Below are 14,406 nucleotides of genomic sequence, written 5' to 3'. Positions count from 1 at the left end.
ACACCAGAGGCTAACCCGCTTTGCGTTCAATCACAGCATCCAGACTCAGATTTGGGCAAAGTCAAAACTTCAACTTGATTGAAATTTGAATCTGCCGGGCCGCTCCAGCAAAGGTGGGCGAACCGAAGGTCGGATTGGCCGGGCTGGTTACGCCGTCGCCGTAGTGTTTCGGGATCGCACCGCCGAACTCTCCCGCGCCGTAAACCTGGTCGACATCCTGCACGTTGACGCGGTTCAAGACGTTCAACGCCTCAGCGCTGGCGTTCAGCTTGTAGCGTTCACTGAGTGAGAAGAGACGCTGGAGGCGAAGATCGGTGTCATAGTACGGGGCGCCCTGATAGGTGTTGCGTCCGATGTTGCCGACACGATCGTTGAAGGGAAAGCCGTCGCCATTGATATCGGACCCGGCAAGGATACTGTAGGCCTGTGCGCTCTGCAGCGTGTTCAGCATGGAAAGCTGGATGCCGCGTAATGGCGCGCTCCAGGTCTCGGGAGTTTCTGCGAGGGCTGTGACGACGAGGCGATGGCGCACATCGTTGTCGCTGACGGAGCGGTCTAGCTGAGGCTGAAGGTAGTCCTGCGGCTCATCCTGAAGCTGATTTTCAGTAGCAAGGTCGATCGATTTGCCGTAGACATAGTTGGTGAGCACGCTGAAGTGCTGGCTGAACTCCTTGCGCAGCGTGACGGATCCGCCATGGTAGATGGACCAGCCGGATGGCGTGTCGTACAAGACGAAGCCGAAGGCCGGGTCGGCAGGCGTAAACTTCTGTCGCCCATCGGAAAGGAAGCCCGCCGGAGTGCCGTTGATGGTATTCGAGCTGTTGAGATGGATGGCGTGTACATAGTGATATCCAAGCGTTAGATACCACTTCCCGCCAAGTTCGTTTTCGACCTCGAGGTTCGCCTGTTCCGTGTAGCTGGAGGGAAACTTGCGTACGGTGAAGCCGAGTGGAAACTGCTTCAGGATTCCGGGAGCCGGATAGATCCCGTTGTGGGTGAAGTTCGAGAAAGCCGCGCCGGCGAGAACCGGACCGGCAGTTCCAACCATGCCCGCAGGACCAAAGCCGACGAGGTCTCGCGTTGGGTTGGCAAAGGTGGGCAGCAAAGGCTGATTCATCGTGGTGAATGGCGATGCACCATGCCAGCCGTTGACCAGGCTGCTGTATTCGAGCGAGCCGGTATATAGGCCGAAGCTGGAACGGACAGCGCCCTTGCCGTTGCGGAATCCATACGCAAGGCCGACGCGGGGTTGAACATTACCGTAGTTCGTGGGGTTCATCTGGCCGACGATCTTGAGGTCGCTTGCCGACGGCAGGAAGTCGACATCGTAGCGCAGACCAGCGGAGAGCACTAGATTCTGTTTGACCTTCCACTGATCCTGAACATAGAGGCCGACAAGCTTATGCCAAAAAGCAACCTGGTCTGCTGCCTGGTGGGCGGGACCGTCGGGGCCGTCATAGAAGCCATTCGTGAAGGGCACATTTCGCTGCGGCACTTGCTGGCCAAAGTCAGCCTTGGTCTGCTGGAAGAGAAACTGGACGGCGGTTCCGGGACCGAAGGCGGCGAAGGGACCGGTGCCGAAGAAGCTCTGCGGGCTGAAGATGCCTACGCCAGGCGTGAAGTAGGGAGTCTGTGCGCTGAACCAACCGGGCTCCAGCTCTGCGCCGAATTTGAGGGTGTGTTCGCCGCGTGTATAGGCCAGTGCTTCTTTGGCCTGGAAGTGGTGCTCGCTGTAGTAGTCGACGCCCCCAAGGAAACCGCCACTGTAGAGAGTGTCCGCGACGTTGATCGTGGGCTCGAAGCCAGCGCCGACAGGATTCATATAGAAAATCCTGCGGCCGAAGTTCACGGAACTCTCGGAGGTCCAATGATTGCTGATGACGTGGAAGAAGTTTGCGTAGGCCGTCTGGTCGTGGACGCGGTTGTCACGATAGCTCGAGGGCAAGCCCTGGCCGGGTGAAGCAGCGGGCGTGTTGCCGTTATGCACGTCCGCGAAGAGATAGCCGACGGACAGCGTGCTGCGCTGGTTCAGAACATCGGTGAACTTTCCGAAGGCATTGTTGTAGTCGCCAATCTGGAGGATGGAGCCGAGGTTCTCCGGCGAAAGACCGAGGCTGGTCTTGATCTGATTGATGCTTGGAGTGCCGGGACCGAGGCAGCCTGCTGTGTCGATGCACTTCAGAATAAAGCGAGAGTAGATTGGCGATTGTGCGCGTCGCTGGCCCTCGTAACCGAGGAAGTAAAAAGCCTTGTCCTTGCGCAGCGGGCCGCCGACAGTGGCTCCGAACTGGTTGAAGCGGAGCGTGTCAAAGCCGGGTGCGGAGAGCAAGTTGTTGGCATTCGCGGCGTTGTTGCGAATGTACTCGTAGACCGATCCGTGAAGATCGTTGGTGCCAGATTTGGTGATGGTGTTGACTGCCGCGCCCAGGCTAAGACCAGACCCAGCCGCATCGGGCCCGCTGACGACGCGGAACTCCTGCACCCAATCGAGCGACGGGCTGACGCGCTGCACGCCCGAGACCAGGGTAGTATCGTCCACGCCATCGAGACCGTAGAAGACACTATGAGTCTCCCGCAGGCCGGCAAAGCTGACCTCAAGGACGGTCTCTTGAAATGCCGATTGCGCACCCGTGCTGGAGTTACGTCCGACTGTGGCGGTGGGAGTAAGTAAGACGAAGTCGATGAAGTCACGGTCGGATATGGGAAGGTCAGAGATCTGTTTCGGCTCGATGACCTGGCTGCCTTCGATGCGCTCCTTGTCGACGCCCTGGGCGGTGTCGCGAACTTCAACCTGCTCGGTGTTGGTACGGATGCGCAGCAACACCTGAAGATCGGCGACCTGCCCGAGGGTCAAGACAAGCGGAGCTTGATATGACGCGAATGAGTCCGCATCGACGGTGACGGTGTACTGCCCTGCGGAGAGGCCGGGGATCGAGACGACTCCGCGCTGGTCTGAAGCTTCGTTGCGGACAACGCCCGTATCGGAGTTGCGGATAGTCACCTTTGCCTGCGCCACGGCGATTCCCTGCGGATCATCGACTGTAAGCCGGAGCGTTGCGAACTGCTGCCCATAGGCGGGAGCCAGCGACATAAAAAAGAGAGCAAATCCGAAGAGAACTGTCAGGCGAAGGCGGGCACGAAGGGATACGGGTGCTGCCTTCGTATAGGTTGTGGCACGAGCAGAGAGCAACGCAAGAGACGAGGTCATACAAATCCTTTGGAAGAGTTCAATGGAAAAAATTGGGGTTCAATTCGCAGGTCTGAATTATGCGGAACGTGGAGGAGCTGCGCCTCAGCCGCAGGGATGATGCGGAGTCAGCCGCTAGGTGGAGTTGCGTCTCCTCCTCGCTGCCTACTCAGCCTGCAAGTCAACCCTCCGATGGATGCGCCCTGTTTGTTTCACACACTAGACTTCGCAGCATGGCTATCCAGACCGAACAGATTGGCAGCATCCCTCGCCCGGCCTCACTTATCACTGCCATCGCTGCATTTCATGCAGATCAACTTAGCGCCGCAGCTCTTGAGGAGGAGTACGCCAAGGCGTTGCGGGAGACGATTGAGCGCCTTGAGCAGACTGGCTCACCGGTAATCACCGACGGCGAACAGACGAAGCCAAGCTTCGCCACCTATGCTCTGACGGGCCTCACGAATCTCGCGCCGGATGGGGTCGTGATTCCATTTGCCGATGGCCATATACGCCAATTACCGCGCCTTACGCGAGGTCCATTCCGATATGGCGTGCATGCGGCCCGGTATTTGAAGGCCGCGCGAGGACACACGCAACGACCGATCAAGCAGGCCGTCATCTCCGCGTCTGCGATGAGCCTCCTGTACCCGTCGCAGGAGATACCGGGATTTCCACGCGAGGCTTTTGTTGCGGATTTAGTTGCAGAGGCGAGGGAGGATATTCGAGGAGCACTTAGCGCGGGTGCCGCAAGCGTACAGATCGACTTCACCGAGGCAAGGTTGTCGCTGAAGCTCGATCCGAAGGGCGGTCTGTTGCGCAGCTTCGTCGGGCTGAACAACCAGGTGCTTGAGGGGTTCACCCCCGAGGAGCGCCGCCACATCGGAGTTCATGTCTGCCCTGGAGGAGATCATGATTCAACCCATAGCGCCGATGTTGACTATGCCGATTTGCTGCCTGAACTCTTCAAATTGAACGTCGGTCGCTTCTATCTGCAGATGGCGAGTGAGCCGGACCGCAAACGTGTTCTGGCAACGGTTAAGCAGGTGCTCGGACCGGACCATCTTGTCTTCATTGGCGTCGTCGATCCGATCAATCCGGAGATCGAGACCCCGGAACAGGTGCGTGACAGGATTCTGGAAGCCGCCTCGATACTCCCATTGGATCAGCTCGGAACCACTGACGACTGTGGCTTCGCGCCTTTTGCGGACGATATCTCGACGGCCCGCGAGACCGCCTTCAGCAAAATCCGCTCCAGGGTAGAGGGGACCGAACTGGCAGCTCGTGAGTTGGGGATCTAGCAATACGAATAGGGTGCGGCTACGTGGGAAGACTCGGACAAGTCTTCCCACGTTGAACTAGTGCGTTGCAGGCTGACGATAGCCGTCAGCCTTTAGCTTGGGAGAGACCGACGCAGTTTGGAAGTCCTGCTTCACGCTCTTGACCAGGTCTTCGTCGCCATCGAGATGCGTCTGGACTTCCCAGTGACAGCCAGAGCGTACGCGGTGGGCCGGGCGTTGTACTCAACACGAAGGAAGGTTTTGATCTCATGCTTTTGATGGAGACTTTCTGGTCAGGCTGCTTCACCGGGCGAAACGTCGGATTGCGCACGGTTCGGCATCATCGCCAGATCGCGCGTTCCCTGATTGCGGTTTTCAATGCCGATCAGGTTGAGTATCGGACTCGTAATCATGGTGGTCACCAGGGCCATCACGACGAGCATCGTGAACAAAGTGGGCGAAAAGACGTGCGCGTTATAAGCGATATTCAACACGATCAACTCGACCAGACCGCGTGTGTTGAGCAACGCTCCCAGCGCCATTGCATCCCGCCATGACTGGCCAGTCAGCCTGGAGGCGATGATCGCGCCCCCCATCTTGCCCGCCACCGCAGCCGCCAACACGACAGCGGTCCAGAGCCAGATGCTAGTACCGGAGAGCAGATCGAGCCGGGTGCGCATCCCGGTGAGCGCGAAAAACAGCGGCAGCAGGAGAATCGACGTAATCGTGTCGAGGCGAGTGCGCACCGCAGTCTGCCATCTCTCAATGCGAGGGAAGCATATGCCGGCCAGAAACGCTCCGAAGAGCGGATGGATTCCGATTGCCTCTGTCGCCGCCGCCGAGGCGAGGACAGTCGCCACGACGACACCGAGTGTTTCATACGAAAGACCTGCCTCGCTCTGGCGTCGAGCGACCCAGCTGCCGAGCGGCCTGACGACGACGAGCATCACCGCTAGGTAAATGCCGAGCCATAGAAAGCGCATGGTGAGCGGCGTCGCCTCCCCAGCATGGGGAAGAAGCGTCAGTCCTAACGCGAGGAGGAGCCACGCGCAGACGTCGTCCACGGCGGCGCACATCAGTGCCGTGGCTCCGAGAGGCGTGGACTGCAGGCCCCTTTCTTCCAGAATTCGAGCGAGCACGGGGAACGCGGTGATGCTCATGGAGATGCCGAGGAAGAGTACGAATGGGATATTGCCAATCCCGTCCGGTGCGAACCGGATCCGCAGGTAATGGGCGACCATCACGGCCATCAGGAAAGGAAAGAGGATGCTCATAGCGCTGGCGAGAAGCGCCGTGGAGCGCTGCCTGCGCAGATGTTCATAGTCCAGTTCGCTGCCGATCAAGAACAGAAATAAGACAAGGCCGATGGTGCTGAGGATCTCAAAGGAAGCGAGCGAACTTTGAGGAAACAGCCGAGCCGAGACATGTGGTGCGAACCTGCCAAGAATTGACGGGCCCACCAGGATTCCACCCACGATTTCGCCGATCACCCGAGCCTGTCCGAGTCTCCGCGCGACCCACCCGCAAGCCAGCGCCGTCAGCAAAACGACCGCCATCTGAATGAGTAAAAGTGTCATGCACCCTCATAGCGCAGGCATCTGCCCACGGTTGGTCGTACGACGATTTCCGTAAAGAATGATCGCTTCCGTCAGCAGAAGGACAAGTCCTAAGGGGAAAGCCCGGACCCCCAATGTAGCTGGCCATGTGAGCCTGAAGTCAGATGCCCAGTCCAGCAAAATGAGCCCTAAACCACCGAAGAACAGAATGGAGCCAAACCATCTGCGAAAGGCCGCCGACATTTCGCCTTCCCCGCGGTAGTCTGTTCCGCGAACTTCCAACAGGGGCGGCCCGCCAAGACCTGCGGTTCCATAGATCCGGCAGAGCAACGTACTTGATCGTTTTACCTCACTGTTCGCGAACTCCTTCGCCTCGGCAAGGGTTGTGAAGACATTGCAGTAAGGCGCTCCGGAGGCATTATCCGGCGACGCTTCATGCCTGGAATAAAGAACCGCGTACTCGCCGGGTGCCATCCGCTCGTTCCAGGAGTGCGGCACAACATTCGGATCAAAGAGCAGCACGGTGCGAGGCTGGCCCATGGCAAAGTATACCAATCAGCGGAAGCTCACTCAGGGCAGGAGATCCATTCATTCCATGGCTGACGCAACGGGGCGAAACAAGTTTCAACTCCAAAGGCGATCTCAACCTTTCGGTCGATGCGAGGCTTGCAGCCTCTGCCTAAAATAGTTTCGCTTCCGAACTCACCCTGCAGGTTCTTCCAATGCCCGATCAGCCGAACCCACGACGTCCAAAACGAGGTACCTACAGCCCGAGGCCCGAGACCCTGGAGCTACTGCGCGTCTCCGGAAATCCGATCAACGGCTTAGGCGAGGAGACGCCGCGTCGGCCATCGCCTTTCTTCTGGCATCCTCCCGACCAGCATCCCTACGGCGACCTCCAGGTCGTCGCCCGGCAGAGCTCTCGCGCCTGCCCTGATTCGGGGCCGGCCTTCATGGCCGCCTACAGTTACCCGGAGCTCATCCCGGTCGCCGAGGAGCAGAACACCGCATCTGCCGAGCAGCTTTCGGCTGAGGTCACCGCCTTTGCTCTTTCGCACGAAGCAGACGCGGTGGGCATCGCGGCAATGGACCCGCTCTATGTCTTCGAAGGCTACACCGTCGAGGAGCCGTGGGTCATCGTGCTTGGGCTGGCGCACAACTACGAGCGCTTGAAGGAAGTTCCGTCGGACGAGACGAACGGAGTTGGTGTTGTGGATATTGGCGATCAGTACGCAAAGGGCACGCGGTCTTCCTACGCTGTGGCCAACTGGATTCGCTCGCAGGGATACACGGCCAACCCGTACCCTGGACCTTCAGCGAGTGCTCTGGTGCTTATACCACCGGCGATCGCTGCCGGCCTGGGCGAGTTGGGCAAGCATGGCTCCTTGATCAGCCCGAAGTTTGGATCAGGCGTGCGGCTCGCGGGCGTGACCACAAACATGCCACTGGTGGCCACCGGTCCGAGCCGCTTCGGCGCGGATGACTTCTGTACTAACTGCCAGGTGTGCACGCGCGCATGTCCCCCCGGCGCGATCTCGGAAGACAAGCAGATGGTCCGGGGTGTGGAGCGCTGGTATGTGAACTTCGACAAGTGCATTCCCTACTTCGCAGAGGCCGCATCGTGCGGCATCTGCATTGCTGAGTGTCCCTGGACACGACCGGATGTGCGACCCAAGCTGCTCGCCACCATGGCTCGAAGAATGGCGGACAAGGCTGATAGCAGTCATGTTCCTCCATCTCAACCTGTCACTCACGAGGCATACCAGTGATTGCGGCGGAGAAGGAGAGACAGAGACCTCTTACTATCGGCAGACCTAGGGTAAGCGCGGACATCTGGCTGGCTTCGTTGTTCACAGCACTTCCATTTGTCTGCCTCGCGGTCCCGATGTACGTGATCCGGCCATTCCGCCCTCAACGCTACTCTCAGTTGAGCGCAGCGTTGACGATCCGGTCTCTCGGTCCGTGGGTCTCTGCCATCGCGGCGGTCGTCGTTGTCGCAATCACACTTCGTGTGTGGGCACGATCGAAGCGGGTCTTGCCGCGACTGGCGACGCTGGCCCTTTGCTTACTCGTGATCGCCGGGGCGGCCCTCACCAACGTCAATATCTTCGAAGTGATGTTTCATCCTTATGCGTCACCGTCCTTCACCGACCCCGCATCTGCCCAAGTCGACTCCGACGACAAGGTGCTTGGGGTCAGGATCAATGGGGAGGCACGAGCCTACCCTATCCGTACGATGGGTTACCACCACATCGTGAACGATGTGGTCGGGGGCAAGCCTCTCGCTGTGACCTATTGCACCTTGTGCCACACCGGTCTCGTATGGAGCCGCACGCTCAATGGCAGGACGCTGCACTTTCGTCTCGCGGGCATCAATAACGGGAATGCGCTGATGCGCGATGAAGAGACCAGCAGCATCTGGCAGCAGAGCACAGGCGAAGCGATCTTCGGGCCATGGAAAGGGCAGCATCTGAGCCTGATCCATAGCGATGAGCTGACCTTCGCGCTATGGCGGGCCGAGCAGCCGGCAGGTCTGGTCCTCAAACCAGATCCGAAATATGTGTCAGAGTACGACCCGAAGGACTGGGAGAAGCATGTCGAGAAGACCCACACGGTCATAGACACCAGCAAGTCTGGATTTCCGCCCCACGAGCTGATCCTGGGGGTGACGAACGCCGGTCTAAGTAAGGCCTATCCGCTGAAGTCTATTCTTGCCGCGAAGATTGTCCAGGACCAGGTTGGCGACTTCCCTATTCTTATCGCCATGGGCCCCGACGGATCGTCGATTCGCATCTTCAAGGGTAGACTCGGGTCGGCTCCGATGACCTTCATCTCTACCGTTGGCGCTGGAAGAATCATGCGTGATGCGGAGACAGGAAGTGATTGGAACTTCGAGGGATGCGCACTTTCAGGCAAACTGGCAGGCCAGTGCCTCCAGGCGATAGACAGTAACAAGGACTACTGGTTCGACTGGCTCAATCACCACCCCGCGACGCAGTTGTTTCGAGGCTGAGCAGAACTCCGGGGACGTGCTATAAACTTCCCTTCAAACGTACCGTGATTTCCGCTTTTCGAGATAGATGAAACCTGGTGCCCCGCCTGCGCATGACGACTCCCGAACTCGAAGCTTTGCCACTATCTCAAGCATCGACAGCACCGCCGCGCCGCGCAAAGAGAGCGATCCAATTTAGTCTTCTGGTCGCTTTGATTGTCTGGATTGCGTGGCTCGTCTTTGGAGGCCGTCTCGCAATTCATCACCTGCTTGTGGATTGGCGGGTGGCACTGACGATGGTCTTCGGTTCTCTCGTCGGCGGTGGAACCAGTGAGGGCGGCGGAGCCATCGCTTTTCCGATCTTCACCAAGCTGCTTCACATTGCGCCGCGCGATGCGCGAAACTTTTCGCTTGCCATCCAAAGCATCGGGATGGGTGCCGCGACTGTAAGCATCCTGTACCTCCGCATCCCGATTGAGCGGAGAGCTTGGCTCTATGCGGGGGTACCCGGCATTCTGGGAGTCGCGCTTGGGGCCGTCTTCGTTGCGCCTCGCATCCCGCCGATCTTTGTGCGCACCTCGTTCACCGTGCTGGTGAGCAGCATGGCCGTAGCGCTCCTGCTAGTGAATCGAGAGAAAGACGTTCTTCGCAACCGAGCGATGCCGATCTTCGGCCCAAGAGAGAAGATGATTCTTGTCCTCGCAGGTTTGCTGGGCGGTGTGGTCAGCGCCCTCGTTGGGACTGGCGAAAATTCAATTGTCTTTATGGTCATGGTGCTGCTGTTTCGCGTCGACGAAAAGATCGTCACGCCCACAACCGTGGTCCTTATGACCATGGTGACGATTCCCGGTTTCCTGCTCCATCTCTTCCTGCTGAAGGACTTCTCGCCTGCCGTGATGGGGTACTGGCTTGCGGCTGTCCCGATAGCCGTCGTTGCGGCGCCGCTTGGGGCGTTGATCTGCTCGCAGATGAAGAGGCACTCCATCGTGCATCTTCTCCTGTTCCTCATCGCCTTGGAGTTCATCAGCACAATCGTTCTGGTACCGTTGCCCCCGCCGGTGCTTTGGGTCTCGCTGGCAACGTTGATCATTTGCGGCTCCATCGACTTCGCCATGAGCCGAGCGCGGCGATACCTGCCGGAGAATATTCCATCGTCTTAACGCAGAGAGAAGAGATGCCCACCACGTCGATTCTTTCGCATGTCTCAACCTTTCGATGGATACTCAACTCTAGAGCAGTCTTGTAGCTTTATTCCTGAAATGGTGCAGGCTTCTCTGTAAATTCCAAAACACATGCTAGACGCACTACAAGAGATCGATACAGAAGTTCAGGCGGACGTTGTCGTCATCGGCGGCGGCTTGTCCGGGCTCGCTGCAGCGATCCATCTGACCCGCGCAGGCCTGAAGGTGATCTGCCTTGAACCGCGAGAGAACTTCACGAAAATTATTGGAGAATCTCTCGATTGGTCGGCACCGCTGTTGTTCGCGCAGCTCGGACTTCCGATGGAAGAGCTGGTCAGCACCGGGGCAGCGACCTTCAAGCGTCACATCACTGTGACGGCTGTGGATGGTACGCAGGAGGAGTTCCTTCCTGGGGCGTGGCTCGCCGAGCGTCCCTGGAACGTTGAGACGCGCACGTTGCACCTGGACCGACTGCAGATCCACGCATTGTTGCAGGAGGAGGTACGCGCCCAGGGAACGGTGACGCTGCACGAACGTGCCATCGGATTCGAGGTCCGCGATGGCAGGATTCTTTCCGTGCAGACCTCCGGCGCACGTGCTATTCGTCCTCGCTGGGTGGTGGATGCGTCCGGCGCGGCCGCAAGCCTGCTTGGACGAGAGTTCAATCTTCCATCGGCGTCTTACGGACCGAGAAAGATTGCGCTGTGGGCCCACTTTCCTACCGACGAATGGGTCGAAGGCACTACCCTCTACACGCTCAGCTCCGGGGACGAGTACATGGAATGGATCTGGGAGATTCCAGTCAGCCCCGGCGTAAGCAGCATCGGCTATGTCGCACCCGGATCAAAAGCCAAGCAGCAGCGCGCTGCGGGGCTGAGCAACGCCGAGATACTTTCAACGCAGATGAGCAGGTTTACGCGCTTATCGGAGATCACCGAGCAGTCCCCGGTCGAGCATGTGGCCGCTACGTCATTTCTCTGCCGGACCTACAGCGGTGTCTGTGGCCCCAACTGGATCATCATCGGTGAGGCTGCGTCTCAGTCAGACCCGATTACCGGAAACGGCGTGACGGCTGCGTTGCGTCACGCGGAAGAGGGCAGCGCGCTCATCGTCCGGTATCAGCATAGAGAGAAGATTCCGGCGCTTGCACGATTTGTCTACGACATGCGTGTAAGCGGGATGGGGCGCTACTTCAACAGTCTGATCGAGAAGCTTTATTACGAGTCTCCAGTCCGCTCTTTTCTTGGCATCTTCCTCACGGCGCGGGTTTACACCGTTCCCGCATGGCTCACGAACGTGGTGTACTCGCGCACCCGTCCAAGGAAGCTGCTTGGAACAGTAGTTCTATGTTCGGCAATGATCACGCTGCGTGCGGCTGCCTGGGGACTTTTTCGGGTCTCAAGCCTCTTGAAACGCCGATCCGGTCGAACATGTCAGCCCGTTTCCGCCGAACTCACATCGGGCCAGGAACGCATTTCCCATAGGGAGAAACGCCGTGGACTGCATCTGCAGAGGTAACGGCAATGCTGTTCACTTCCGTCATGGCATGCTCACCAAAGGTGCTCTCTGGGATTGAATCATTGGGAAACTCGCATCCCATCCTCGCTGCTCTGCGGGTCGACCTTCGGCTGGCCTGGCTGAGGATATCTCTACATCCGATAACGTCTATAAGGACCGCATTCGCAATAACTCATTGTCTTGGAATTATCCAGAACGCCTGATAAAAACCGTTACGTATAGTTGCTGTCCTTGGTCATAACATGAAGAACTCCGGCAACTAATCTCCAAATGGACATCGGCAGCGAAGGTTTCAAGGCTGAGGCGCGTCGCTTAGAACCCTCCGGCCTCAGCCGTCATGAACCTCCGTCGGGATGTTAGAGGCTCACGCTCAGGCGATTGACCGCTGCATCCTCGAGGTGCAGCTCCTTGGCGAACTGGCTGAATCTTAGGCCTGATCAAAGGCAGGTCGCCGGGAAAGCCTCCCAGGGACGATGATGTTTCATAAGAAGCAAGTTAACCGGGTTTTTCGCGGGCATGAGGTCGACCGTCCCACCCACACGTTTCCCCATCGGATCCTCAGAGACTCAACTCGCGCATAGGTATGGGGGGAAATCCGGGTGGATTTTATCGTCCAACTGAATAGGTTGCAAAACCGAAAGGCAGCTCGACGCGAAGCGGGACAATACGAATGCACAGCAACATGCGCGGCTGATTCGCTGCGACCGAATGAGCCGAGCATTACTACGATGGCGGAGCTGTTATCACTGGGCCTCGAGGCATGTGCACCTCACGGAAGAGTTGGCAGACTCGTCGACCTCTAGCCTTCGATGGAGCCGCCGGTGCGACTTGCGTACCACTTTTGTCGAGGGTCAGAAGATTGACCCGGTTCCTCAGCCCATGCTAGCGTCGTGGTATGGTGCTTGTTCTTCTTCAATGTTGTCGCTGCCCACAACCCCTTCTTGGGTGAGCCGCGACATTCTCAGATATCTCTGAGACGCCATCTCAGCAACTCTCCCGAATTACTCCCATAGTTTGCCCATAGAGCCGTCAAGAGGTGCGCATCCCTACGCGACCTTGTTGTATGGCGGCTTAGCCGCTGGAGAGACGCTATGCACCTCGCAACACAAGAAGCCTTTGTAACGAAGAACAATACATCGCTGCTACCAGCCTCAACCTTGAAGACACCTGAAGAGCTCGCCGACATCGTCTTACAGTTCGCATCGTCGGATGGATGGATCGATCGGGTGCGTCTGCGCACCGACGAGCGCTGGTACGAGCGTCTGCACCACGGCACGGATTATGACATCTGGGTGATCAGCTGGCTGCCCGGGCAATCTACCGGCTTCCACGACCACGGCGACTCCGCCGGAGCCTTTGTCATTTCAACCGGCACGCTTGAAGAGCATCGATTCGGTGAGCAGCCCCATGTGATCCATCCGGGCCAGCCGCAGGCGTTCGGCTCTGATTACGCGCACGACGTCCGAAACGTCTCCCTCGCACCCGCCGTAAGCATTCATGCGTACTCGCCTCCGCTCGACGAGATGAACGAATATGAGTTGGACGGCAGTGAACTGATTCCGCGTGAGCGCGCTTCCGAGCGTGCGCAATCGCTTAGCAATCAGGCGCTTGATCGTGACTGGCAAAACCAAAGACCTGGAGCCTTGAAGCAGAGCGATGCTTCGACGATTGACGAGATGCTTGCAGCCGCGCGTGCAAGATTGCGGCGGCTATCCCCCGACGAAGCCTATGACGCGGTGACAGACTCAGGGGCAATCCTCGTTGACATTCGCCCCGAGCGCCAGCGCACTATCGAGGGGAGTATTCCCGGCGCATTGATCGTCGAGCGCAACGTGCTCGAATGGCGCTTCGACCCTGCGTCCAGCGCTCGCCTCCCGGTCGCGACCGATCATGACCTTCAGGTGATCGTGTTCTGCTCCGAAGGCTACACTTCAAGCCTCGCTGCCGCGGCGCTTCAGGATCTCGGGCTCTGGCGCGCAACGGACGTAGTCGGTGGATTTCATGCATGGCGCAAAGCAGGTCTGGCAACCTTGCAGCAATCCTAAGAGTAGTGACTAGGAGTAGTGACGCAGATGCGACTCAAGATAGCCAGTGCCGGTGAACCTGTGCTGCGCGGCGTGGCAATGCCGCTTCGAGCCGAGGAGATCGGTAGCAACCGGATTCGCGAGTTGATCGAATACATGCGCGAGACCCTGGCCGATGCTCCTGGTGTTGGCCTGGCCGCACCGCAGATCGGGGAGCCGCTGCAACTGGCGATCATCGAGGACAAAGCGGAGTATCAGGCCACTCTTACACCTGAGGAACTGCTGGAACGAGAACGCCTTCCCGTGCCTTTCCACGTCCTGATCAATCCAGAGATTGAGCCGTTATCGCCTCCGGACTTAACCTTCTTCGAAGGCTGTCTCAGCCTGCCCGGCTTCGTGGCCTTGGTGCCCCGCGCCTACAGAGTCAGAGTCCGTGCCTTCAACGAGACCGGAGAGCTCCGGGAGATCGAAGCTGAGGGATGGTACGCACGCATCCTCCAACACGAGATCGATCACCTGAAAGGGACTTTGTATCTCGACCGAATGTGGAGCCGCAGCTTTTCCTCCCTGGACCAATACAACCGTCACTAGAAGTCAAAGTCATCCTCGGAGCTTGCGCAGCAATTCCGTAGCGCGCAGTGATGCTGTCGCGCTCTAGCCACTAAGGCGTA

The 14,406-nt window shown here is 58.5% G+C and carries 10 protein-coding genes; 7 read left to right on the top strand and 3 right to left on the bottom strand.

Annotated elements, in window-relative coordinates:
• Positions 1-61 precede the first annotated feature (61 nt).
• The gene (locus OHL18_RS08810; protein ID WP_263374435.1) at positions 62-3,208 is read right to left on the bottom strand and encodes a TonB-dependent receptor; all 3,147 of its coding nucleotides are present in this window, start codon (positions 3,206-3,208) and stop codon (positions 62-64) included.
• Positions 3,209-3,420: 212 nt separating this feature from the next.
• Between OHL18_RS08810 and OHL18_RS08805 the strand changes: the two genes are divergently transcribed.
• Positions 3,421-4,485, top strand: a complete 1,065-nt coding sequence (locus tag OHL18_RS08805) for a cobalamin-independent methionine synthase II family protein (protein ID WP_263374434.1) — start codon at positions 3,421-3,423, stop codon at positions 4,483-4,485.
• A 272-nt stretch (positions 4,486-4,757) separates the two neighbouring features.
• Here OHL18_RS08805 and OHL18_RS08800 read toward each other — a convergent pair whose 3' ends face one another.
• Positions 4,758-6,041, bottom strand: coding sequence for a cation:proton antiporter (locus tag OHL18_RS08800; RefSeq protein WP_263374433.1), 1,284 nt, complete (start codon positions 6,039-6,041; stop codon positions 4,758-4,760).
• A 6-nt stretch (positions 6,042-6,047) separates the two neighbouring features.
• On the bottom strand, positions 6,048-6,560 hold the full coding sequence (locus OHL18_RS08795) for a hypothetical protein (protein WP_263374432.1): 513 nt from the start codon (positions 6,558-6,560) through the stop codon (positions 6,048-6,050).
• A 182-nt stretch (positions 6,561-6,742) separates the two neighbouring features.
• Between OHL18_RS08795 and OHL18_RS08790 the strand changes: the two genes are divergently transcribed.
• The 6 genes from OHL18_RS08790 to OHL18_RS08765 all read left to right on the top strand — a co-directional run bounded on the left by OHL18_RS08790 (position 6,743) and on the right by OHL18_RS08765 (position 14,326).
• Positions 6,743-7,789 carry a 4Fe-4S dicluster domain-containing protein gene (locus OHL18_RS08790; protein WP_263374431.1) on the top strand — a complete coding sequence of 349 codons (1,047 nt, stop codon included), beginning with the start codon at positions 6,743-6,745 and terminating at the stop codon, positions 7,787-7,789.
• 170 nt (positions 7,790-7,959) lie between these two features.
• A complete protein-coding gene (locus OHL18_RS08785) occupies positions 7,960-9,033 on the top strand; it encodes a DUF3179 domain-containing protein (protein WP_263374430.1) in 1,074 nt (357 codons plus the stop codon).
• A gap of 77 nt (positions 9,034-9,110) precedes the next feature.
• Positions 9,111-10,172 (top strand): sulfite exporter TauE/SafE family protein, encoded by a 1,062-nt coding sequence (locus tag OHL18_RS08780; RefSeq protein ID WP_263374429.1) that lies wholly within the window; start codon positions 9,111-9,113, stop codon positions 10,170-10,172.
• Positions 10,173-10,304: 132 nt separating this feature from the next.
• Positions 10,305-11,711: an NAD(P)/FAD-dependent oxidoreductase gene (locus OHL18_RS08775; protein WP_263374428.1), complete on the top strand. Its 1,407-nt coding sequence runs from the start codon at positions 10,305-10,307 to the stop codon at positions 11,709-11,711.
• A 1,091-nt stretch (positions 11,712-12,802) separates the two neighbouring features.
• On the top strand, positions 12,803-13,756 hold the full coding sequence (locus OHL18_RS08770; RefSeq protein ID WP_263374427.1) for a rhodanese-like domain-containing protein: 954 nt from the start codon (positions 12,803-12,805) through the stop codon (positions 13,754-13,756).
• 27 nt (positions 13,757-13,783) lie between these two features.
• Entirely contained in the window at positions 13,784-14,326 is a 543-nt protein-coding gene (locus OHL18_RS08765) for a peptide deformylase (protein ID WP_263374619.1), read from the top strand.
• Positions 14,327-14,406: the final 80 nt, after the last annotated feature.

This window comes from Granulicella aggregans, from assembly GCF_025685565.1.
Classification (GTDB): domain Bacteria; phylum Acidobacteriota; class Terriglobia; order Terriglobales; family Acidobacteriaceae; genus Edaphobacter; species Edaphobacter aggregans_B.
Note: the sequence above shows the minus strand (reverse complement) of the source record. Positions and strands in the feature narration are given on the sequence as shown.